Here is a 24,482-nt window from a genome sequence, read left to right on the forward strand (position 1 = left end):
GAATAGGAAGCATTGATGCTAAAAAAGATTTCGAGGCTTTTTTTCAGAAAGCAGGACCAAAGCATAGATTAAAGAGCGCAAAGTGAACGTAGCCGGTTGGTTTTCTTTCTGCGTAAAAGCCGGGAAGGGAAAAAGTAGTACTTTTGCTGTGGTTATGGCAAATATGTTTGTGTTTAAAAGGCTCACTCCACCTTGATTTTCCACCTTCAGAAGTATCTATTCTCCCTAGGGCATATCTCCTAGTCCTTTCCAATCATTACCAATACTACATACGGCCTCTTTGCGTCCAACTAATTTTGGGTCTGTAGCGCAAGGGTGACGTGTTTTTACATCTGTGAATACCTAAGAATGAAGCTTTCCTTATCCTTGTTTGATTTCAGCCAAAAAGTAGACTATAAAAAAGAAGTATTGGCCGGGCTCACCGTAGCCATGACGATGATCCCGGAATCACTTTCCTTTGCCATTTTAGCGGGATTTCCGCCGCTGGTGGGGTTGTACGGGGCCTTTATCATGGGGCTGGTGACCGCTATCTTCGGAGGACGGCCGGGCATGGTGTCTGGCGGGGCCGGGGCGACGGCAGTGGTTTTGATCGCCTTGATGCAGTCACATGGGCTGGAGTACGTGTTTGCGGCGGTAGCGCAGGCCGGTATCCTGCAAATCATGGTAGGGTTGTTGAAACTGGGGAAGTTTATAAGGTTGGTGCCGCAGCCGGTGATGTTCGGGTTTGTGAATGGGCTGGCGGTGATCATCTTCATGTCTCAGGTAGAGCAATTTAAGACGGGGGTGAACGGAGAGACTGCCTGGCTATCTGGAAGTGCTTTGTATACCATGGCTGGTCTAGTGGCGCTAACCATCGGCATCATTCTCCTGTTACCGAGAATCACCAAGGCCGTGCCCCCTTCACTGGTAGCCATTTTGGTGGTGTTTGGAGTGGTGATGGGCTTTGGCATCGATACGAAGATGGTGAAAGACATTGCCTCAGTGAGCGGGGCGTTGCCTCCGTTCCATGTGCCTCAACTGCCGTTTACCCTGGAAACCCTGCAAATCATTTTTCCTTATGCCCTCATTATGGCTGGGGTAGGCCTGACCGAGAGCCTGCTCACCCTGAACCTGGTGGACGAAATCACCGGAACCCGCGGGAACGGAAACCGAGAGTGTGTGGCGCAAGGCAGCGCGAACCTTCTAAACGGATTTTTCTTTGGAATGGGCGGTTGTGCCATGATCGCGCAGACGCTGGTGAATCTATCGGCTGGTGCGAGGGCCCGGCTGGCAGGGATTATCTCCTCGGTGACCATTCTGGTGATCATCCTGGTAGGGGCTCCCTTTATTGAACGGGTACCTATGGCAGCGCTGGTAGGGGTGATGGTGATGGTCGCGATCGGTACGTTTGAGTGGATCAGCTTTAGGATCATCAACAAAATGCCCCGGCATGATGTGTTTGTGGGCATTCTGGTGGCCGTGATCACCATCTGGCTGCACAATTTGGCCTTGGCGGTGCTCATCGGGGTGATTATCTCGGCGCTGGTGTTTGCCTGGGAGAGCGCCAAGCGCATTAGGGCTAGAAAGTATGTAGATGAAACCGGAGCCAAGCACTATGAACTATACGGGCCTTTGTTCTTCGGATCTGTGGCGGCGTTCACCGAAAAGTTCGATGTAGCTGGTGATCCTGAGAAGGTAATCATTGATTTCAAAGACAGTCGCGTAGCCGATATGTCGGGCATTGAGGCGCTGAACAAACTGACCGAGCGCTACCACAAGGCGGGTAAGAAACTACATCTGCGGCACCTAAGCCCTGATTGCCGCCAACTGCTCAAAAACGCTGATGCCGTGATTGACGTCAACATCTTGGAAGACCCGCATTATGCTATTGTAACTGATAAGCTGAGCTAGGCAGTAGGAGTAAGTTGTGTTTTAAGCCTGTTTTCGAGAAAATAAGCTTGGAACTCTCCTTTTGTAGGGAAGATTCCGCTGGCGCGAGCTTCCGGCTCGTGTCTGCGCGCATTTGTGAATCGCTCTCCTAACCCTCTCCTCATTGTCATCCTGAAAGGACCATGTGGGCGAACGGCAGTAGCGCTTACGACAAAGCCTGTCTTGTTCGCCCATAAGATCTTTCCAAGAGAACAAAATGGGAGAGAGGAGTATGGTATCTCATTACTGAAAGCGAGAAGCAGGCATGCGCTGGAATGCGTGCGGTCACGAGGTAGAGGCCCGCGCCAGCAGAAGGCACTAAACAATAGTGGGAAGCCAAAAGCAATAAGGCGTTTCGGGGCAGATAATGACAAATCTGCCCCGAAACGCCTTCTTGCTGAAATTAAGCGAAACTTACACCACGTAAGATAACCGGAACTCCGGAATCTCGATGTTCTGGTAGCCCAGTTCTGATAAGTCATCCTTTAGCTGGCCCATCACTGATTTTTCGCCGTGCACCAGGAAAATCCGCTGGATTTTCTCTTTGTCCTGGCAGTGCAGGAACTTGGCGATGTCACCGTAGTCAGCGTGGGCGCTGTATTCCTTCATGATCAGCATCTCAGCTTTCACCTCCACCTCATCGCCCATGATGTAGACTTTCTCGGCACCGTTCATCAATTTGCCGCCCAGAGTGGAAGGCTCGCAGTAGCCGGTAATGAGCACCGCGCTGTTAGGATCGGAGAGGTTGGTTTTCAGGTGGTGCTGGATGCGGCCGGCCTCCATCATGCCCGAGGAGGAGATGATCACGCAAGGTTCGTCTATCTTGTTCAACTCTTTGGAGTCATCCACCTCGGTGATGTAGGTGAGCTGCGGGAACCCGAACGGATCTGGGTCATCCTTAAGGTACTCCTGCATAGAATCCCGGAAGTACTGCGGATTTTCGCGCATAATGTCCGTGGCGTAGACTGAGAGCGGACTGTCCACAAACACCTTCACATCCGGCAGGCGACCTTCCTCGGCCAGGTAGTTCAGCGAGTAAATGAGTTCCTGCGTACGCCCGATGCTGAACGCCGGAATGAGCAGTTTGCCTTGCCGCACCACGCAGACTTCCTGCACAATCTTCTGCAGACGTTCCTCGGTGTTCTCCAGACTGTCATGCACGCGGTTGCCGTACGTAGACTCACAGATGATGATCTCGGCCTGCGGAAACGCCTGCGGCGGATTCAGAATCCGGTTGGCAAACCGCCCGATGTCCCCGCTGAAGCAAAGAGTGCGTTTCCGTCCTTCGTCCTGCAGTTTCAGGTTGATGGCGGCGCTGCCCAACACGTGACCGGTATCGGTGAAAAGCAGTTCGATGTCTTCGTCTATCTGGTAGGGCTCGTCATAGGGAACGGTCACAAACTGCTGCAGGGCCTGCTCGGCATCTTCCTCTGAGTAGAGCGGGGCGGTGCTGCCATTCCCGTTGCTACTCTGAATGCGGGCACTGTCGCGGAGGAGGAGCTGGCAGAGTTCCAGGGTAGGTGGGGTGCAATAGATAGGGCCGCTGTAGCCCTCGTGCACCAACAACGGAATGAGCCCGGAATGGTCAATGTGCGCGTGCGAGAGAATGAGGCAAGTCAGATTTTCGGGCTCGAAGTCAAAGGAGCGGTTCCGTTCCTCGGTTTTGTCGCCCATGCCCTGGGTCATGCCACAGTCCAGCAAAATGCGTTTCCCGTTCTCTAAAGTAATGAGGTGTTTGCTGCCAGTCACGGTCTGCGCCGCCCCGTAAAAAGATATCGTCATAGAAAAGTAAGTCTGAATAGGTGGGAGTTGTACGGGCAGCAGTCTATTCAGATGCGAAAAATGCTGTTTTGAGGCAGATTTCTGGAAAACGAGCTGTAAAAGATGCCAAATTTACTTGATGCAAGTAGGATGACAAAGGGAGGAGAAGCAGGAGGGCTTTTGATCAGGAACACCTGCGGTCACGAGTTGTAAGCTCGCGCTAGCGTTGAAAGCTTCCTTCGCAAATTAACGTAGGGGCAATCCCTTGTGGTTGCCCTTTCTTCATGTGCAATTTCCCCTTAAACAGAAAAGCAGAAGCACCTGAACGATGATCGCCAGGTGCTTCTGCTTTTTATTGGAAATGTATTTTAAGCCTGATTTTCCAGAAACAGGCGTAAAACCGAAATTATAGCAATGCTCTCAATCGTTCGGCCGCGCTCTCTGGAGTGATGTCGCGCTGAGGATCTGCCATGAGCTCGTAGCCCACCATGAACTTCTTCACCGAAGCCGATCTAAGCAGCGGTGGGTAGAAGTGCATGTGCAGGTGCCAGCCGGGATAGTCTTTCCCGTCGGTGGGTGCCTGGTGGATTCCGGCCGAGTACGGGAAGGAGGTCTGGAAGAGTTTATCGTAAACGCTAGAGAGGCGTTTCATGACATTGGCGTAGCCCAGTTTCTCCTCTTCGGAAATCTGGCCCAGGTGCCCGAAGTGCCGACGCGGGAGGACGATGGTCTCGAAGGGCCACACGGCCCAGAAGGGCACCAGTGCCACGAAGTGCTCGTTCTTAATTACAATTCGGGTGTTCTCCTCCAATTCCTGGGCTAGGTAATCAGAGAGAAGGCTGCGGCCGTGCTCAGCGAAGTAAGCTTCCTGTTGCTCTGTTTCCTTGGCCGGGTCGCCGGGCACCGAACTCTGCGCCCAGATTTGGCCGTGCGGGTGTGGGTTGCTGCTGCCCATCACGCTGCCCTTGTTCTCGAAAATCTGCACGTAGGAGATGTAGTCCAGGGCACCAAGTTCCAGGTACTGTGCCTGCCACAGGTCCACCACTTTCTTGATCTCAGTGGTCTCCATATCAGACAAGGTCAGGTCATGGCGGGGCGAGAAGCAGATGACCTTGCAGATGCCGCGCTCGCTCTCGGCCCGCAGTAAGCCCGAGGAAAGGGAACCCGAGGGGCTCTCGGCCTGTAGGGCGGCGAAGTCGTTGGTGAACACAAAGGTGGAGGGGTAGGCTGGGTTCGCCTCGCCGTTGGCGCGCACGTTGCCCGGGCACAGGTAGCAGGTGGGATCAAACTGCGGACGGGTGTCTTTCTCGGTAGACTCCTGCTGTCCCTGCCAAGGGCGCTTGGAGCGGTGCGGCGAGACCAGCACCCACTTCCCCAGTAGCGGGTTGAAGCGGCGGTGCGAGTGCTCGGTGATATCGAATGTATTCATAGTTTCTTCTGTAAGGAATGAGGGTGGGTTGCAGGTCTATCTTTTGGAAAAATCAATCGGAACCAGGCTGCTTCCGTCCACGATCTCGGCCACGTAGGTTTTCAGGGTGATGTTGTATTCCTGCTGGTAGGCCTCGGTCATCTGGCGGGTGAACTCGTCTATTTTGTCCAGGCGCACCAGGTTGATGGTACAGCCTCCGAAGCCGCCGCCCATCATGCGGGCACCCAGCACCGCATCAGATTCTTTGGCTTTATCGGCCAGGAAATCCAACTCGGGGCAACTCACCTCGTAGTCATGCTGCAAACCTTGGTGTGAGGCGAACATCTTCTGCCCGAAGGCTTCCAGGTCACCGCGTTCCAGGTCTTGGCAAGCTTCCTCCACCCTTAGGTTTTCCTGCACCACGTAGGTGCAGCGGCGGTACACCACAGGGTCAAACTCGGTCTGGTGCTGCGTCAGCATCTCGGGGGTAACATCGCGCAGGCTATGGATTTCAGGGTAGTGTTTCTGCAGTAAGGCCACCCCGGTTTCACACTCCTGCCGACGGGTATTGTACTCACTGGAGGCCAGGGAGTGCTTCACCTGCGTATCGCAGAGCACGATACGGTAATCGTCAATGTTGAACGGATAGTACTGGTACTCCAGGGAGCGGCAGTCCAACTTCACCACATGGTTGTGCTTCCCGAACATGCTGGCGAACTGGTCCATGATGCCACACATCACCAGCGCGTACTCATGCTCGGCCTTCTGGGCCATTTTTACCATGTCAAACCGCTCAATGCCGTAGCCATACAGATAGTTCAGGGCATAAGCCAAACCGCATTCCACCGCCGCCGAGGAAGAAAGTCCGGCCCCAATGGGAATGTTACCCCCAAACACCAGGTCAAAGCCTTTTACCTCGTAATTCGCTTTCTGCAACTGTGCTACCACCCCCAGCAGGTAATTGGCCCAGCCAATGTCAGAGCGCTGTACCTGGGTGAGGTCAAACTCAGCGCTTTCCTCCAAGTCAAAGGCGTGGGCCCGCATGGTTTGGGTGCCGTTTGGCGCAATAGCGAAATAGATTTCCTTGTTGATGGCCGCCGGCAGCACAAAGCCTTCGTTGTAATCGGTGTGCTCGCCAATGAGGTTCACCCGGCCGGGGGACCGCGCCACAACCGGTTCGGTTTTATATAACTCCCTGAATCTAGCTACAATGTCTTCTACCATAGTTTCTGTTTTAAGAACTGAAGGCACAACACTTTGGTAAATGCTGTGCCTTCAGGGGTTAACGTATTAAAAAGTCTTTTGATTTAGGTGCCTTTTACCAGAAGATGATGTAAAGCGCTGCTAAAATACCGCAGATAAGAACCGATAATACCGCAAAGGTAGTGGTGGTCTTGAACATGGAAGAATCAATCTCCAGTCCTTTGGGGTTGTGCTTGCTTTTAGGATCCAGTAAGGTGATGAGAACCATCAAGATCACACAAACCACGAATACAATGCCCATCCGGTCCAGGAACGGAATTTCCGCGAACTGGAACTTAAGGAAGGTGGAAAGCGGGATAGTCAACACTGCCGCGGTTAAAGCCGCTGCTGAAGTGGTGCGTTTCCAGAAGAAGCCCAGGGCGAAGATGGCAAATACACCCGGAGAGATAAAGCCGGTGTACTCCTGAATGTACTGGAACGCCTGGTCTAGGTTACGAAGGATAGGAGCTACCAAAATGGCGATGATAAAGGAAACCACTACGGTTATTTTACCGAAACCTACCAGTCTAGACTCAGAGGCGTTCTTGTTGAAGAACTTGCGGTAGATGTCCAGGGTAAAGATGGTAGAGATACTGTTTGCTTTACCGGCCAAGGAAGCCACAATAGCTGCGGTAAGAGCCGCAAAAGACAAGCCTTTCAATCCAACAGGCAACAGGTTCAGCAACACGGGGTAGGCGTGGTCTGGCTTTACGTGACCTAACTCGTTGGCCATCTCGGCCTGGAACAAACCGTTTTTGTGCAGTACGTACGCCGCAATACCTGGCAATACCACAATCACCGGCATCATCAGTTTCAGGAATGCCGCAAACAAAAGACCGCTACGGGCGGTGTTCAGGTCAGCACCCAAAGCGCGCTGCGTGATGTACTGGTTACAACCCCAGTAGTTCAGGTTCACAATCCACATACCGCCAATCAGGACAGAAAGACCAGGTAAGTCCATGTAGGCATCGCGGGTTCCACCCTCACCGTTCGGGATCATGATCTCACCCTCAGAAAGGATCATACTGAAGTGGTCAGCCGCTTCTTTGCGCAGGAATCCTAAACCATCCCAAGCGCCAGTTCCGCCCAATTGATCAGAAACCAGGTCTAAAGCAAGGTAGGTAGTAGCCAGACCACCCAGTACCAATACAAACACCTGAATAACGTCTGTGTACCCAATCACTTTCATACCACCCAGGGTGATGAAGATCGCGAAGATGGCGCAACCATACATACAGTAGTAGAAGTCAATGCCGGTGATGGTTTCAATGGCCAACGCCCCCAGGTACAGGATAGAAGAAAGGTTCACAAACACGTACACCAACAGCCAGAAAACCGCCATAATGGTACTCACCGCATCGTTGTACCGGTGCGAGAGAAACTGGGGCATGGTGTAGATCTTGTTCTTGAGGTAGATAGGAATGAAGAACACGGCCACTACAATCAGGGTAGCGGCGGCCATCCATTCATAGGTGGAGATGGCAAGCCCCATGGCGAAACCGGAACCGGACATCCCGATAAACTGCTCTGCCGAGATGTTGGAAGCGATCAGGGAAGCCCCGATAGCCCACCAAGTAAGGGATCCTTCGGCCAGGAAGTAGTCCTTGGAATCCATTTTTTCGTCTTTTTTCTGCCGATAGATCCAGTAGCCATACCCCGAGACGATGAAGAAGTAGACCAGGAAAACAATGTAATCAATGGTTTGTAAGCCCATAAGGTGGAGTGTGTGAGAGTTGCTTGTTAGTTGAAGTGAATGGTTGGTTTGGTGAAGTTATCGTTTAAATAGTATCTATTGAAATCCAAATATAACATTTTGCTATTTCCCACCGTGATTGCTTTGGCTTTTCCTGCGCAGGGAGGACTGACGCACAATCAAAACGGGGTCCAGTACGATTTTCTGGGGAAACTCGGGAGGGTTCTCTTCTTCCTGGCGCAGGCTCATGAATATGTTGGCGGCCTCCTGTCCCATAAGAGCAGTTTGCTGGTCAACGGTGGTTAACCCCGGGGTGATGTACGCACTGAACGCCTCGTTGGCAAACCCTACCAAACCAATCTGGCCGGGTTTGTTCCAGGGGGTTTCCTTGATGGCCTGCAGCGCTCCCAGAGCGGTAAAATCCTCTACCGCAAATATGGCATCTGGGCGCTGGGGTAAGTTTAGGAGCTGTTCTGTGCAAATTCGCCCCGAATCAATAGAGACTTTCCCGTACATGATCAGGTCACCGTCCACTTTGTGGTGATGGGCTTTCAGGGCATCTACATACCCCCGCAGGCGCTCGTGAAAAATCTGGATGTGCTGCGGTCCCGAGATGTGGGCAATACGCTGAAATCCCTGTTGAATCAGGTGCTCCGTAGCAAGATAGGCGCCTTTGTAATCATCTATGACCACGGCCGGTACATCTAGCTCATCTATGGCTCTGTCAAATAAAATAAGTGGGATTTTTCGCTTTTTGACTTCCAGGAAATGGTCATACCGAGTGGTTTCCTTGGAGATGGAGGCAATGATGCCGTCCACATTAGACTGCAGCAACGTCCTTATTCCCTGGGCCTCGTCTTCATAGGACTCATTAGTCTGGAATAAAAGCACATTGTAGCCCCGGCTTTTTGCCACTTTCTCAATTCCATGAATCACTGATCCGAAAAAGCTTATTTCTGCGCTGGGAATAATCACCCCAATCACGAATGTCTTGCCAGAGCGAAGGGAAGAAGCAGCCCGGTTCTGCTGATAGTTTAATTTCTGGGCCGCCCGCCGAACACTTTCCTTGGTAGCACTGCTGATGGAAGGGTGGTCGTTCAAGGCCCGCGAAACCGTTGCAGCAGTGGTGTTTAGCTCTTTAGCAATATCATGAATGGTGGTCCGGCTCATTTCACGTAATCGATTGCGTAAATATATACGAATATTTATTAAATCCGCATTGGAGAGATTTGAGCCCGTTTTTATGAAAAAGCCATTTAAGTGTCTTTTTTACACTACGGTTTTTAATGATTAATATGTAAAGTCCCAATTTTGATTAGAAATATTAAATAAATTAGTGTTTAGTAGAAGGAGTAGCTAGGATATTAAATTGCCAATTTGTAAATATGCGATGTAATCGATTACGTTAATTTGTAAAATCCATAATATTCTTATTGTGGCCTATTTTTCATAAATCATATAGGTTTTTATCTGAAGTGGATTCCTTTTAAACTTTTAACTCTCATCACATGAAAAAAAAGTTACCAAAAGAAATTGGGTCAGGATATGGATCTCAGCGCCAAAGGCGAGGAGAAATCAGTCGTTGGCTTTTTTTGCTCTCGCTCTGTCTGCTGGTGAGTTCCCTAGCCTTTGAAGCCCATGCGCAGGGAAGAACCATTTCGGGAAGGGTGGTCAGTGCGCAGGGAGAAGGCTTGGCGGGGGTGACCGTGCTTGTAAAAGGAACCAGCAACGGCGTTTCTACAGATGCCTCGGGGAATTACTCCCTCTCCCTGGGAAGCGGACAGGAAAACGGCACCTTGGTGGTTTCCTACATTGGCTTTACTTCGCAAGAAGTGCCCATTGCGGGTCAGTCTACTTTGAACATTACCCTGCAGCCAGATGAGCAGACCTTGAACGAGGTAGTGGTAATTGGTTACCAAACGGTAAGGAAGCGTGACTTAACCGGGGCGGTTTCTGTGGTGAATCCAGAGGAATCTAATAGGGTAGTGGCCAACTCAGTTGCGGAGTCCATCCAGGGGTTGACGCCAGGGGTTACGGTAAGAAACAGCGGTGCACCTGGGCAAGCCGCGGTGATAGAAATCAGGGGAGCGGCCAGCTTCACAGATACCAACCCTTTGTACGTGATTGACGGCATGCTGTCAGACGCAAACTCCACCATTAACACCAATGACATAGAGTCTATCCAGATTCTGAAAGATGCCTCCGCTGCTGCTATTTATGGATCTCGTGCCGCCAATGGAGTGGTCATCATCACTACCAAACAAGGACAGGCAGGGCCCGCCAGGTTAAATGTCACCGCTCGTTTTGGGGTGCAGCAGATCGCAAAACGCTGGGATATGATGAACAGCAGTGAATTTGCAGCCCTGCAAAGACAGCAGTTCGAGAACTCGAATAGGCCAGTTCCACCCAGTATTGTCAATCCGGTGCATGATACAGACTGGCAAGATGAGGTGATGCGAATTGGGAACACCCAGGATTACAATGCAACCCTTTCAGGAGGTTCTGAAAGTGGTACCTACCTGCTTTCTGGTAGCTATTTCACCAATAAAGGGGTTTTGAAAGGCTATGATTTCAACAGAGGGAGTTTCAGGGTAAACACCCGCGGCAAAAAAGGACGGTTAACCTTTGGCGAAAACCTGTTGCTGACCAATACCAACAACGATGCTCCCGCCGAAGGAAACCCGTTCTATGACTTACCGCAAATGCTTCCGGTACTGCCAATACAGGGACCGGAGTTTGTGGACCCTATCTACAACCCAGAAGGGTGGGCAATAGGCACAAACGAAGCCCGTACCTATGCATGGAACGCCCTGGCCGTGAGCAACCTTTGGCAGCGCAACAGCAACTTTGCTAAGATGGTAGGAAACGCGTTTGTGGATCTGAAGTTAGCTGATTGGGTAAGCTATAAATTTGACGCCGGCCTTGAAGTAAGCTTTGATCATATTACCACCCTACGCAAAATAGGCCGCATCCAGTACCAGCGGCCAGATGTGCCCAGTAGCATTGGAGAAAACCGGTCAAGGTTCTTGAATACCAAGTTTGACCATACCGTTAACTTCAACAAAGACCTGGGTGTGCACCACATAGACGGTGTAGTGGGGTTCACCACGCAGCATGTCACAAGGGAAGAAACCATAGCCAGCCGAGACACCCTGGCCTTTTATGATGGACAGTACTTCACCACCATTGGAGCCGCTACGGGTACCTCCAGCGCCGGTGGTGGTGTACCCTTTGAGTACAGAAATTATGGCTATCTGGGTCGGGTCAACTATGTGTACAATGACCGGTATCTCTTCACCTTTACCGGTAGGGTAGACCAGGACTCCAGATTTGGCGAGGATTACAGAACCGGATTTTTCCCTTCCTTCTCCGCGGCCTGGAGAATAAGCGAGGAAGAATTCTTCCAGAACGACTGGGTGAATGACCTGAAGATCAATGCTTCCTACGGAGAACTGGGGATTGTTCCTTTCCTGACCTCCTGGGAGTTTGTGGGCTTTGCCAACACGGCGCCTAGAGCCATTTTCGGAACGGGCCAGACACCGGTTATCGGCGGGTACCGAGCTAGGTTGACCAACCCTGATATCAGGTGGGAAAACCGGATTGTAAAGAACATTGGTTTAGATGCCAGTTTCCTGAACAACCGAATAAGCTTGGAATTGAACTTCTACAATTCTTTGTCTAAAGACGCCTTGTTGGTAGACCTCCCGTTGGCCTATTACCTAGGCAACTTAGCTGGGAACCCCGCAGTAAACGCTGGTTCTATCAGAAATACCGGGTTTGAGATTGGAGCCACGTACCGCAGCACAGAGCGTGATTTCAAGTGGGATGTATCAGCCAATGCCACAACTATCAACAATGAAGTGGAAAGCGTAGGAAACCGGGGTGAAGGCAGAAACTACATCCAGACGGGTATCACCCGGACCCAGGTGGGGCGGTCCATAGGAGAGTGGTATGTGCTCAGAACCGACGGTATTTTCCAATCTCAGGAAGAGGTGAATGCGCACACCAATGCGGCCGGAGTAGTGATTCAGCCAAACTCCAGGCCAGGCGATATCAGGTTTAAAGATATCAATGGAGATGGGCAGATCTCTGATGCAGACAGAGACTTCGCGGGGTCACCATGGCCTACTTTACAAACTGGTGCACAATTTAATGCTTCCTATAAGGGCCTAACCTTCAATGCTCAATTAGTGGGTATTTTCGGGAACAAGCTCTTTAACGGGGTAAGGCAAGTTTTGGACAGCTATCAGAATACCAACTTCCGCAGCGATGTCAATCCCTGGAGACCAGACAATACCAACACCAGCGACCCAAGGATTGGGGTGAGTGAAGGTAACCCTGCCTTAACCCAGAACAATGTGTTAGGCAGTGACCGTTGGCTTTCCAATGGTTCTTATGTGCGCCTCAGAAATATTGAAGTAGGGTATGCCCTTCCGCAGACGTTCAGCAGCCGTCTCAACGTGCAAAACGCCCGTGTATTTATTAGTGGACAGAATCTGCTCACCATTACAGATTATGATGGTTTAGACCCAGACGTAGTCGGGAATCAGGATCCTAACAATAGCTCTTTGAGAATTCAGGAGCGGGGATTTGATGCCGGTAACTGGCCATCTAACCGCATCTTCTCCTTTGGTGTTCAATTCGGATTTTAGTTTAAAGGTTAATTTAGAAAAATGAGAAAGATACTTTTTTGCTCATTGATAGCAGCGAGTCTGGTGGCAAGTTCCTGCCAGGACGAGCTGGAGATAGAGAACCCCAATTCAGCCACCATAGAGTTCTTCTGGAAAACGAGCGACGATGCTCAAATGGGGGTCAATGCAATTTACAGCACCTTGCACCGGTCCGGGCCTTCCAGGTGGCTTCCTTTCCTGACTATTATTAGATCAGATGAAGGGTTGAGCAACAGCCCGGCAGGCAATTTGAATAATGCCACCGATAAGTTTATCCAGCCAGATTATAACCTGGGGGAAGTAAGGGAAGTTTGGTCAGACATGTACGTGGGTATTAACCGGGCCAACCAGGTATTAGACAATGTGCCCAGCATTACCATGGATGAAACCCTTAAACAAAGGTTAATAGGGGAAGCAAAGTTTTTGCGTGGCTTCTACTACTACCACCTGGCGAGTTTATGGGGCAATGTGCCATTGATGCTTACTACTCCTCAGCTAACCGATGTGCCGGCTACTGCTCCCCAAGCTGAGGTGTGGGCTCAGGTAGTAAAAGACTTAACGGAGGCCGCGGCTGCCTTGCCCACCACCTACCCCAGCGCAGACTTGGGCCGGGCTACCAAAGGAGCCGCGTATGCCCTTTTAGCCAAGGCCCTGATGCAGCAAGGGAAATACAACGAAGCATTACCTCCCTTGCGTTGGTTGGTGGAAGAGGAAGGCCGGAACATCTATAACCTTATGCCTAACTACCGTGATAATTTCCTTATCACCAGAGAAAATAACCAGGAGTCTGTGTTTGAGATCCAGTTTGCGGAAAACCCCACCGAAAACCACGACGATGACACCGATCCTCGCACCGACCAGTTAAATTATGGAACCTCCATCGCGCAGTTCTTCGGCCCTCCCGGCATTGGCTGGACCGACGGCGAGGCCCACCGTTGGGTCACCCGTGAGTTCTTAAAGGAAACCACCACCGCCGGCACCAGAGACCCAAGACTAGAAGCCTCGTTCCTGTATGACTCCACAGATGTGAGAGGCCCGGCGTTTTCCATGATCTACGGGCAAACCATGGCAGACCGCTATCGCAACAACCCAGAGCACAGAAACCGGGTGTTCTTCCGCAAGTTCCAGAATGACCACTGGAAAAATGTGGAAGGTTACCGTTCGCCTAACAACTGGCGCTTCATCCGGTACGCCGATGTGCTCCTGATGTATGCCGAAGCGATCAACGCCACGTCTGGTCCGGCCAACGCTTACCAGTATGTAGACCGCGTAAGGCAAAGAGCCGGCTTGGCACCTCTGTCAACCGCCATGCCTAACCTAAGCCAGGCCCAGTTCCTAAACCAACTGAAGCACGAACGAATCACCGAGCTTTCTGGCGAAGGCCACCGCTGGAATGACCTGGCTCGTTGGGGCGATCTGGGGCCGCAATTAGCCCAGAGAGATCCGGCGTTTGCGAACTTCCAGGTAGGAAAACATGAGTTCCTGCCTATCCCGCAACTAGACTTAGACATCAACCCAAATCTGGTGCAAAACCCCAATTGGTAATTGAATTAAGGCCGTGAAGCGCTTAGGTGCTTCACGGCCTTTTTATACTCGTTTTCCTGAAACCTTAACTAAAACATATGAAAAAATATCTACCGTTTTTGTTTTGTCTGGGATTGTTAAGTCAGCAGGAGGAAGCTTCCGCCCAGAGCTTTACCATAAAAAACCTGAACTTCGGGGCGCAGCACGGCGAGGTGTCCGCCATTGATATTGATCGTGACGGAGATATGGATTTGCTTATCATGGGGGAAACCTCGGCCACAGACCGTGTGGTTCAGCTGTTCCTCAATGACGGTGCCGGTAACTTTACCAAAACCGCTTCTCCTTTCCTAGCGGGCGCGTTTTCCTCCATTGATTGGGGCGATGTGGACAACGATGGCAGGCTGGACCTACTGCAGTCGGGATTCGGGGCTGCTGGTGCGTTTACGGCTTTGTTTAAGTCAAATGCCGCCGGTGTGTTCACCCAGGTAACCAACCCGGGGATTCAGCAGGTAAACCCGGGCACGGGTATGGCCGACCTGAACAACGACGGGTATACAGACATTTACGCTTTCGGGAACGCGGACAATTCCCCCAATGACGCATCCCGCGCCAAGATTTACTTCAACAACAAAGCAGGCGGCTTCACAGAATCGGCGCAGTTCAACGACTATCAGTTTATTGACCCCGAGATCTCGGTGGTGGACTTTGACAAGGACGGTGACCTGGATCTGTTTGTGAATGGTTTTGAAAAAGTGAGTGGCAGCCGTTTCTCTAAAATGTTCGTGAACACCGATGGCACCTTTGCCGTGCGCGACCTGGGCCTCATCCAAAAAGGATTCGGCGGGGCCGTCTGGGGCGACTATGATGCAGACGGCGACCTTGATTTGCTCCTGAACGGAGACGGCGGGGCCAACGGGGAAGCTTCCAATGACATTTACCGCCTGTATAAAAACACGGCCGGTGCCTTTGCTGAAGCCACCACTTTTTCCACCTTCCGGCAGATTGCCGTTGGTGACGGAAGCCGTTTTGCTGACTGGGACAATGACGGAGACCTGGATGTGATTGTTACCGGTTGGGACGACACGGCCAAAAGACAAGCGACCGCCATTTTTCTGAACAACGCAGGCACCTTCACGGCTATGGCAAACAATGACAAACTACCGGGCGTGTCAGAAAGCTCCATTGAAGTGGCCGACGTGGACGGGGACAGCGATCTTGATTTGATGTTGACTGGTTTCTCAGGCAATGAATTCAATGGGGCAGGGAGCGCTTATAATGACAAAGTATCTGTGGTGGTAGTGAACCCAACTACCATGGTGAACGCAGCACCAGCTATGCCCGCCACGCTGCAGGCCACCATGGGTACTGGCGGAGCCGTTACCCTAACCTGGAGCCCCGCCACAGATGCCACTACCTCGGCAAATTCCCTTTCCTACAACATCTTCCTGCAGGATGCCGCCGGCAAAACGTACATCCATCCCATGGCAGATACCACCACCGGCAAACTGATGGTGCAAAAAATGGGCAACGTGCAGCTGAGTACTTCCTGGACCATTAAAGATCTGCCGCAGGGCAGATACCGCTACGGTGTGCAGGCCATTGACAATAGTTTCATGGGTTCTCCTTTCATGAAAACCAGCTTCACCATCACCAATGGCGTGCTCACCGGAATAGCAGATCATAAACTGGACCTGCAGATGGAAGTGTATCCTAATCCGGCTCCGGGAAAAATCAACGTGAAACTGGAGAAAGGCAGGAAATACCAGTTGAAGGTAAGCTCCCTGGATGGCCGTCTGGTCAAAGACCTGTCTGCTATGAACAGCGTGCAACTGAGCCTCAATCCTGGCATCTACATCTTACAGGTGAACGACGGCAAAGGTGGCTTGGAGACCCGCAAGATTGTAGTACAGTAATCTTCTTTTGAGATCTGTTTAAGTATTTGAAGTGGGTGGACAGAAGCAGTGTTTTTAGGCTATTTTCTGAAAAGGAAGCCTGAAATACTGCTTCAGTGCCCTCTTGTTTGGAGCCATTGAGCAATCCAAACAGAGGCAAGTAAGATGTTTTAAACCGAAACAAAACGAATGTACACGTTAACCAATACAAAAATGCGGCGCGGGCTTAACAAACCAAACCGGAAAAAGCAGGCATTCACCCTGTTGTTGCTGTTGGCTATCCTGTTTCTGGGGTCAATGGTTTAGGCAAGGTAGGTCCGGTAAAGTTTCCTCATCCGTTGAGAAGAGAAGAAAAAAGAGGAGAAGCAGCGGAAAGGTTTTAAAGAAATAGAAAATGAAGTTCACTAAAATAAATATCTGGTGCCTGCTGGTTGGGGTGTTGTTTGCCTTTTCCTGCGAAAGCAAGAAGGAAGATCCACAGCCCGGTCCAGATCCCAATTCAGGAATACACGCCGATGATTTTCCGGGGGCAGACAATAGTTTCCCTTCGCTTAACATTACCTGGAACACCACGGCTACCAAATTGTCGCATGAGGTGTACTTTGCCGAGTATGGCCGGGTGCGTCGGGTAAAGGGAGATACGCTTTTGTTGACCTACCATTACGGCACCCCCGGGAACGAGTGGGACAACATTGCCATAAGGAGGAGCATTGACGACGGTGCCACCTGGTCTGCCCCGGAAACTATTATGGCTGACAACAACCCCAGCTATTACGGCTTCTCCAACCCAGACGTACTGGTGCTCCAGGACGGACGCGTGATCTTGGCCTACACCGGCCGCGGCAACCCAGATGACAATGCCCACGCCAACATCCAGATCAGGATCAGCAATGACCGGGGCTGGACCTTTGGGCCGCCTATAATTGTGGCTTCGGGTAGGTCCTGGGAGCCTTCCATGTTGCAGTTGCCAGACGGCGAGATTGAGATTTTCTATTCCAGCGAAGCCCGTTGGTGGGCCGGGCCGGGGGCTACCGCAGACCAGCAGGAGATTCTCATGGTGCGCTCCACCGACAACGGGGCCACCTGGAAAACGCCTAAGCAGGTGGCCTACACCACCGGAATGCGAGACGGCATGCCGGTTCCTTTGGTGCTGAGCAACAACAAAGGTATCGTCTTCCCCATTGAATCTGTGAAGAACTCTAAGTCGCCCTGGGTGGTGTGGTCTTCGCTGGAAGCCCGCTTCAATTACCAGGGACCGGGAATCGCCAGCAATGGCAGAAGATGGCTGGCAACCTCCGAGAACATCTGGGGCGGGGCACCCTATATGATACAAGTCCCTTCCGGTGAAACCATTCTGTCTTGCCAGGATGCCGGTGGCCGCTCGGTGGGCGCAGACTGGAAGAAGAACACCATGCTGGTGCTGGTGGGCAATAGTACGGCCCGGAATTTTATCAATATCAGCTACCCGTGGCCTAATCTGCCTACCAACGAGGGGGCCTACTACTCGTCTATGTTCCTGAAAGATGCCAACACGGTGTGGCTTATCACCACCAGGAATTTCGGAGACGGGCACAGTGAAGTCTACCTCAAGGAAGGGCGCATCACGCGTTGAGCCACATTAAAATTTGAAGGGTAGGAGAGATGTTAGGAAAGATCGTTTACTGAGTTTATTTCCAATTTATGCACCATTTCAGACGGCTGTTGTATGTTTCTTTTCTCTCCCTGACGCTTGCCGCTAGTTGCAAGAAGGATGCGGATGATGTACAGCAAAAGCCGGTTCCGGGCAGGCCAGGCACTTCCACCACGTTTACCAATCCCCTGCTGCCCAGCGGTCCAGATCCGTGGGTGTACCAGCAGAGCGATACCTATTATTACACGCACACTCTGGGGAACCGTATTGGTTTGATCAAGACGAAGGCCGTCTCCCAACTGAGTAAAGAAACCTTTGCCACCGTTTGGACACCTCCCGGAGGAGAAGCTTATTCCCAGAACATCTGGGCCCCCGAGATTCATAAACTAAACGGGAAATGGTACATCTATTTTGCCGCCGATAACGGCGAAGATGTGAACCACCGCATGTACGTACTGGAAAACGACGCCACTGACCCCACCACCGGCACCTGGACCCTGAAAGGCAAACTGACTCCTACCACAGACAGATGGGCCATAGACGGATCTGTGTTTGAGCACAGCGGCCAACTATACTTCATCTGGTCGGGGTGGGTGGGTAATAATGACCCGGGCATCCAGCAGATCTACATCGCCAAGATGACGAATCCCTGGACTATAGAAGGAGACCGTGTCATGATCACTAGACCTACCTTCAACTGGGAAATGAACGGCCTAGTTAACGAGGGGCCCGAGGTGATTAAGAATGCCGCCGGGAAAGTTTTCATGGTGTATTCGGCCAGTGGCTGCTGGACCGATAGTTACTCTCTGGGCCGGCTCACCCTGCGTGACAACGGCAATCCCATGAACCCCGATGACTGGATGAAGTCACCTACGCCGGTGCTGGCTACCAAGGCGCAGAACAATGCCTTCGGGCCGGGGCACAACGGGTTCTTTAAATCGCCGGACGGCACCGAGGACTGGATCATCTACCACGCCAACTCTTTCGCGGAGCAGGGTTGCGGCAATACCAGGAGCCCGCGCATCCAGAAATTCACCTGGAACGCAGACGGAACGCCCAACTTCGGAGAGCCAGTGATCATCAATACCCCGCTTCCCAGACCATCGGGAGAAGTGAAATGAACTAACCCTAAGGAAAAGAAGAGTGGCTAGGTTTAGAGCCTGTTTTTAGAAAATCAGACCGTAAACGCGGACCTCGCTCCAAGTAAAAAGAAAGAACTAAAGTTACTGCCCTTGGAAAGACGTTGGGCAGCTAAATCAATCCGCCTGAAGTAAGTACCTCTTGATGTAAAACTAACCAGACTTTGATGAGACCACTACTTTCACTGTTCGCTATTCTTTGTTTAAGCTTTGGTGCTTTCGCGCAGCGTTCCGGCAATTTCAACGGCCTGGAAATGAACCTGGGAAACCTTTACCGCACTTCCAACGCTGAGACCAGATCCATCAGCCCCGAGAATATCACTGGAGAGAAAGGGAAAGGCGGCATGACCCCTTTAGACAAAGGTGTGCATGGGCGCCAGGCCCGGGAGCTGGGCGTGGGCTGGAAAGTAAACCCCTTTGTCTGGATTGAGGGCGGCAAAACCATCACCTTAGCCGAGATTGACGGCTCCGGCGCCATTCAGCACATCTGGATGACCCCCACCGGCAACTGGCGTTACTCTATCTTGAGGATTTACTGGGACGATGAAAAAGAGCCTTCTATTGAGGTGCCCGTGGGTGATTTCTTCGGGATGGGCTGGGGTGAGTACGCGCCGCTGAACTCCCTGGCGGTGACTGTGAACCCAGGCAGCGCCTTCAACTCATATTGGGTCATGCCCTTCCGGAAGAAGTGCCGCATCACCATGGAAAACACCCACTCTGAGCGCATGAACCTGTTCTACCAGATAGATTACACCCTCACCGATATTCCCAGTGATGCCGCCTATTTCCACGCGCAGTTCCGGCGCAACAATCCAACCAAAGGCTCTTTGTACACCCTGGTGGATGGCATCAAGGGAAAAGGGCAGTACGTGGGCACCTACATGGCCTGGGGCGTTAACAATAACGGCTGGTGGGGCGAAGGCGAGATCAAATTCTACATGGACGGCGACAAGGACTTCCCTACCATCAACGGCACCGGGGCCGAGGATTATTTCTGCGGTTCCTACAACTTCGAGAACAAAAAGACGCGCCAGTATGAGCCGTATTCCACCGCCTACGCCGGACTGCACCAGGTCATCAGACCAGATGGGTTGTACAATGCCCAGCAACGGTTTGGCATGTACCGCTGGCATATTGTAGACCCCGTGCGGTTCAACAAAGACCTGCGCATCACCATCCAGGACTTAGGCTGGCGCAGTGAGGATCGGTACTTGCCGCAGCAGTCAGACATCAGTTCGGTGGTGTATTGGTACCAAACCGAGCCACACGCCCCGTTCCCCAAACTTCCGTCTAAAAACGATCTGGAGGTGAATTAACCAAACCTGTTCCAGATCAGAGGGGGAGGCCATCTGTTTTCCCGCTCCTCCTACGTTCCCGTTTTGGCCTAGATTTTTGAAAAACAAGAGGAAAACGCCAAAGGCAAATTGCCCAGGCAGGAAGTTCAATACCACAGGTCTTTCCTGATGCACAGATTAAACCATGAAAGAAACAGCTACGATCTCTATGAAACGAAATAGTCTTTACCTGCTGGTCCTGTTTTGCTGCCTGTTTACCCAAAGCTGCACCAGAACAGGAACAGAGTCGGCCTCGGGGAAGCCTAGGGAAGTTTGGTCTAAAAAGCAGGCCCACGCCTGGTATGACAAGCAAGGTTTCCTCATCGGGCCGAACTTCTCTCCCAGCACTGCTATAAACCAATTGGAGATGTGGCAGGCTGAAACATTTGACACCGCCACCATCAACCGGGAATTGGGCTGGGCGCAGGCCATCGGGATGAACACGGCGCGGGTGTACCTCCATGATTTATTGTATGTGCAGGATTCAACCGGGTTCCTGAACCGAATAGATACGTTCCTGAACATCGCTGCCCGGCATAACATCAAACCCATGCTGGTGATCTTTGACTCGGTCTGGGACCCACATCCTAAACTGGGGAAACAACGCGAGCCCCGGCCGCACGTGCACAACTCTGGGTGGGTGCAGAGCCCGGGGTATGAGGCCCTGCAGGATTCCACCCAATATCCCCGGCTGGAAAGATACGTGAAAGGCGTGATCCGAAGGTTCGGGAAAGACCAGCGGGTGCTGGCCTGGGACATCTGGAACGAACCCTACAACATCAACGAGGGCGCAGCCTACGGCAAACAGGAGTTGCCCAACAAACTGACCTATGTGTTGCCCTTGATCAAGAAAAGCTTTGTCTGGGCGCGGTCGGTGAACCCTGATCAGCCGGTGACGGCAGCAGTCTGGGCAGGCGACTGGTCTACCCACGAAGGACTGAATCCTATCCAGAAGGTGATGATTGAGGAATCAGACATTATCACCTTCCATAACTATGACAACCCGCAGGAACTGGAGAAACGCATCAACTGGCTACAGCGCTACGGCAAACCCATGATCTGCACCGAGTACATGGCCCGGCCAAACGGAAGCACCTTCCAGAGCTCTCTGCCCATTGCCAAGAAATACAACGTAGGCATGATCAACTGGGGATTTGTCTCAGGGAAAACCCAAACCATTTACCCTTGGGATAGCTGGGAAAAGCAGTACACCGCAGAGCCCCCCGTCTGGTTCCATGACATTTTCAGGCCAGACGGCACACCTTACAACCAGGCTGAAGTAGATCTGATTAAAAGCATGACCAAGGAAAAGGCCACGGTAACGAATTAAATACAATTTTAGGGTTTCTGTTTTAGGACGGTTTTCTTTAAATCAGGCTCTAAACAGAATCGCAATAACTCAACCCTCAAGTGTTCCCGACTCTTAGATAGGTCGTTTTAACCGAAGAATGAACCATTACCGAAGAAAAATAAGTGTTGTCGTAATTGCTCAGACTCTATGGCTGCTGGGGTGTAAATCCAGTGCCGTGTTGGAGGCTCCGGCAGATACCCAGGCCCGGAAAGCCGATGCCGTCCAGTACTTCACCAACCCCATCATGGACGGGGCCGATCCTTGGGTTCTGAAAAAAGACAGTGTGTATTATTCCTGCGCCTCCAATAACGGAAGCATCTACGTCTCGCAATCCAGGAAACTGACCAAGTTAGGTGAACGGGTGCCGGTCTGGAAAGCGCCTGCCACAGGGTGGAATGCCCACAATCTCTGGGCCCCCGAGATCCACTACCTGCAAGGCAAATGGTACATCTATTACGCCGCCGGCAAAAAGTCTGGTGGGCCGTTCATCCACCAGCGTTCCGGGGTACTGGAATCTACTACTGATAGCCCCTTTGGCCCCTACCAGGACAAAGGCATGCTGTACACCGGAGACAGCCTGCAGCATCCGGGAACTGGGAAGTGGGCCATTGATTTATCGCCGTTTTACTTAAACGGGCAGTTATACGCCGTGTGGTCGGGCTGGGAACAGAACGCCGCCACGGATCGGACGAAACAGCACCTCTACCTCGCTAAAATGACCAATCCCTGGACCATCGGCTCCAACCGGGTGAAGATTTCATCTCCCACCGAGGCTTGGGAAACGGGCGGAGAACTGGACCTGAACGAGGGACCTGAACTGCTGAAGAAAAACGAAAAAGCGTTCCTGATCTACTCCTGCCGCGAATCATGGCTGAAGGAATATCGGTTGGGCCAGTTGATGCTCTCAGATACATTGGCAGACCCCATGCAGGCCAGCAACTGGACTAAATCCAGCGGACCCGTTTTCCAGAGCACGGCAGACGTTTTGGGCGTGGGGCACTGCAGTTTCACCACCTCCCCGGATAACACCGAAGACTGGATTCTGTACCATGCAAAGAAATCGGCGAAGCCAGGCTGGCAGCGCGACATCCGGATGCAGAAATTCACCTGGACGACAGATGGATTTCCGATGTTCGGGGAGCCGGTCTCTTCGGGAGTGCCCATTCCGGTGCCTTCCGGTGAAAAATAAACTGCCGGAAAAACGTACCTCTTTCCAAAACTTAGTAATGCACCTTTAACGCGAACGAACCTTGCTATATCCTATGAAAAAATACCTTCTCTCGATCTCTGCGGTGGTGATGGGTCTTCTGACCTTCTCCTGCAATAAAAACCAGAGTGCTACCTCTCAGTCCCCGAGTTCTTCCCCATCTCCAGTGGCTTCTACCCAGGCGGTGACCTACAGCAACCCCGTACTGCCCGGCGACTACGCCGATCCATCGGTGGTGCGGGTGGGCGATGATTACTGGGCCACGGCCACTTCCTCGGAGTGGGCGCCCTTGTACCCCATCCTGCACTCCAAAAACCTGGTAGACTGGGAGACCGTGGGCCACGTCTTCCCAGACAAACTCCCCGGTTGGGCCGAGGCGCACTTCTGGGCCCCCGAGATCACTTATGACAATGGCAAGTACTACATCTACTATACCGCCAAAAAGAAAGGCGGGAACCTTTGCGTAGGCGTGGCCAGCGCCACCAAAGCCACTGGCCCCTACACCGATCTGGGCCCCTTGGTGTGCCAGGAAGTGGGTTCTATTGACGGCTTCCCCATCAGGGATGAAAAAGGCGAATTGTACCTTATCTGGAAAGAAGACGGCAACAGCGTGGGCAAACCCACTCCGCTCTGGGGCCAGCGCATGAACGAGGAACGGACTGCCCTTACCGGCGAAAAGTTTGAGTTGTTCCGGAATGAGAAAGGCACCTGGGAAGGCGGTCTGGTGGAAGGCCCGGCCTTGATCAAACGCAACGGCTACTACTATATGTTTTACGCAGGGGATGCCTGTTGCGGCCGCGCCTGCACTTACGGCGTGGGCGTGGCCCGGGCGAAGGATTTAAGGGGCCCTTGGGAAAAATACGCCGGAAACCCCATCATGAAGAAAAACGAAAAATGGACCTGCCCCGGCCACGGCACCGTGGTCTCTGACGAAAAAGGCCGCGACTACTTTTTGTACCACGCCTACAGCGCTAACAACACCGTGTACCCTGGTAGGCAAGGATTGCTGGATGAAATCACCTGGGGTGGTGACGGCTGGCCGAAGTTTGAGAACAGTTCTCCTTCGTTAACCGCTGTGGCCCCTTATAACACCAATGCCCAAGATGAACTGAACATTCAGGACGAGTTCACGGCCACCAAACTGGCTCCGTCTTGGCAGTGGTTTGTGGAGCAGACTCCTAAATACAGCGTGCAGACAAGCCAGGGCGGAAGGCTGCTGTTGCAGGCCTCGCCTGACAAAGTAGGCAGCGTGTTAAGCAAACGCACCGTAGAGGGAGATTACACGGCCACCGCCGCTATCAACCAGCGTCAATTAACCAAAGGAGTAGCCGCCGGATTGGCAGCCTTGGGAGATCCGCAGAACGCCATAGGGGTATCGGTGCAGAACGGGGAGATCTCGCTGTGGACGGTGAAAGAAAACAAAGAAACGGTGCACGCGAAGGTGCCTGCGCCCGCTTCTGACTTGATCCAGTTCAGACTCACCGCCGCCAAAGGCGACCAACTGCAGTTTGCCTGGAGCACCGACGGCACCTCCTGGAATGCCCTGAACGAAGGCAAACCCATCAACGGCGATTTCCTTCCTCCTTGGGACCGTGGGGTACGAATTGGGCTTACCGCTAAAGGACCAGCCGGTGCGACTGCCGCCTATGAATGGTACCGCTTGGTGCATTGAGTAATGGTTTGCCGAAGGAATCTCAACTAGCTCCTGATTTTCTTATTAGGG

The 24,482-nt window shown here is 52.2% G+C and carries 15 protein-coding genes; 10 read left to right on the forward strand and 5 right to left on the reverse strand.

Going from position 1 to position 24,482, the window contains the following annotated elements:
• Window positions 1-348: 348 nt before the first annotated feature.
• On the forward strand, window positions 349-1,890 hold the full coding sequence (locus EFB08_RS09235) for a SulP family inorganic anion transporter (protein WP_123126653.1): 1,542 nt from the start codon (window positions 349-351) through the stop codon (window positions 1,888-1,890).
• A gap of 432 nt (window positions 1,891-2,322) precedes the next feature.
• Here EFB08_RS09235 and EFB08_RS09240 read toward each other — a convergent pair whose 3' ends face one another.
• The 5 genes from EFB08_RS09240 to EFB08_RS09260 form a co-directional block, all read right to left on the reverse strand.
• Window positions 2,323-3,690: an MBL fold metallo-hydrolase RNA specificity domain-containing protein gene (locus EFB08_RS09240; RefSeq protein ID WP_123126654.1), complete on the reverse strand. Its 1,368-nt coding sequence runs from the start codon at window positions 3,688-3,690 to the stop codon at window positions 2,323-2,325.
• Window positions 3,691-4,075: 385 nt separating this feature from the next.
• Window positions 4,076-5,098 (reverse strand): UDP-glucose--hexose-1-phosphate uridylyltransferase, encoded by a 1,023-nt coding sequence (locus EFB08_RS09245; RefSeq protein WP_123126655.1) that lies wholly within the window; start codon window positions 5,096-5,098, stop codon window positions 4,076-4,078.
• Window positions 5,099-5,134: 36 nt separating this feature from the next.
• The gene (locus EFB08_RS09250; protein ID WP_123126656.1) at window positions 5,135-6,301 is read right to left on the reverse strand and encodes a galactokinase; all 1,167 of its coding nucleotides are present in this window, start codon (window positions 6,299-6,301) and stop codon (window positions 5,135-5,137) included.
• A gap of 94 nt (window positions 6,302-6,395) precedes the next feature.
• Complete coding sequence (locus tag EFB08_RS09255) at window positions 6,396-8,033, reverse strand: sodium/sugar symporter (protein WP_123126657.1); 1,638 nt, start codon at window positions 8,031-8,033, stop codon at window positions 6,396-6,398.
• 102 nt (window positions 8,034-8,135) lie between these two features.
• Window positions 8,136-9,182, reverse strand: a complete 1,047-nt coding sequence (locus tag EFB08_RS09260) for a LacI family DNA-binding transcriptional regulator (protein ID WP_123126658.1) — start codon at window positions 9,180-9,182, stop codon at window positions 8,136-8,138.
• Between the two features lie 338 nt (window positions 9,183-9,520).
• On the opposite strand from EFB08_RS09260, the gene EFB08_RS09265 reads away from it, so the two are divergent.
• From EFB08_RS09265 to EFB08_RS09305, 9 genes are all read left to right on the forward strand, one after another.
• Complete coding sequence (locus tag EFB08_RS09265) at window positions 9,521-12,664, forward strand: SusC/RagA family TonB-linked outer membrane protein (protein ID WP_123126659.1); 3,144 nt, start codon at window positions 9,521-9,523, stop codon at window positions 12,662-12,664.
• Between the two features lie 21 nt (window positions 12,665-12,685).
• The gene (locus EFB08_RS09270) at window positions 12,686-14,227 is read left to right on the forward strand and encodes a RagB/SusD family nutrient uptake outer membrane protein (RefSeq protein WP_123126660.1); all 1,542 of its coding nucleotides are present in this window, start codon (window positions 12,686-12,688) and stop codon (window positions 14,225-14,227) included.
• Window positions 14,228-14,304: 77 nt separating this feature from the next.
• A complete protein-coding gene (locus EFB08_RS09275) occupies window positions 14,305-16,119 on the forward strand; it encodes an FG-GAP-like repeat-containing protein (RefSeq protein ID WP_123126661.1) in 1,815 nt (604 codons plus the stop codon).
• A gap of 373 nt (window positions 16,120-16,492) precedes the next feature.
• Window positions 16,493-17,710, forward strand: coding sequence for a sialidase family protein (locus EFB08_RS09280; protein ID WP_123126662.1), 1,218 nt, complete (start codon window positions 16,493-16,495; stop codon window positions 17,708-17,710).
• 68 nt (window positions 17,711-17,778) lie between these two features.
• Window positions 17,779-18,849, forward strand: a complete 1,071-nt coding sequence (locus EFB08_RS09285; protein WP_123126663.1) for a glycoside hydrolase family 43 protein — start codon at window positions 17,779-17,781, stop codon at window positions 18,847-18,849.
• A gap of 185 nt (window positions 18,850-19,034) precedes the next feature.
• Window positions 19,035-20,183 (forward strand): glycoside hydrolase family 172 protein, encoded by a 1,149-nt coding sequence (locus EFB08_RS09290; RefSeq protein ID WP_193553964.1) that lies wholly within the window; start codon window positions 19,035-19,037, stop codon window positions 20,181-20,183.
• A gap of 187 nt (window positions 20,184-20,370) precedes the next feature.
• Complete coding sequence (locus EFB08_RS09295) at window positions 20,371-21,531, forward strand: cellulase family glycosylhydrolase (RefSeq protein ID WP_123126748.1); 1,161 nt, start codon at window positions 20,371-20,373, stop codon at window positions 21,529-21,531.
• A 118-nt stretch (window positions 21,532-21,649) separates the two neighbouring features.
• The gene (locus EFB08_RS09300) at window positions 21,650-22,741 is read left to right on the forward strand and encodes a glycoside hydrolase family 43 protein (protein WP_123126665.1); all 1,092 of its coding nucleotides are present in this window, start codon (window positions 21,650-21,652) and stop codon (window positions 22,739-22,741) included.
• Window positions 22,742-22,814: 73 nt separating this feature from the next.
• Window positions 22,815-24,431, forward strand: a complete 1,617-nt coding sequence (locus EFB08_RS09305) for a family 43 glycosylhydrolase (protein ID WP_123126666.1) — start codon at window positions 22,815-22,817, stop codon at window positions 24,429-24,431.
• Window positions 24,432-24,482 lie beyond the last annotated feature (51 nt).

It is taken from the genome of Rufibacter latericius (assembly GCF_003721515.1).
Taxonomy (GTDB): Bacteria; Bacteroidota; Bacteroidia; order Cytophagales; family Hymenobacteraceae; genus Nibribacter; species Nibribacter latericius.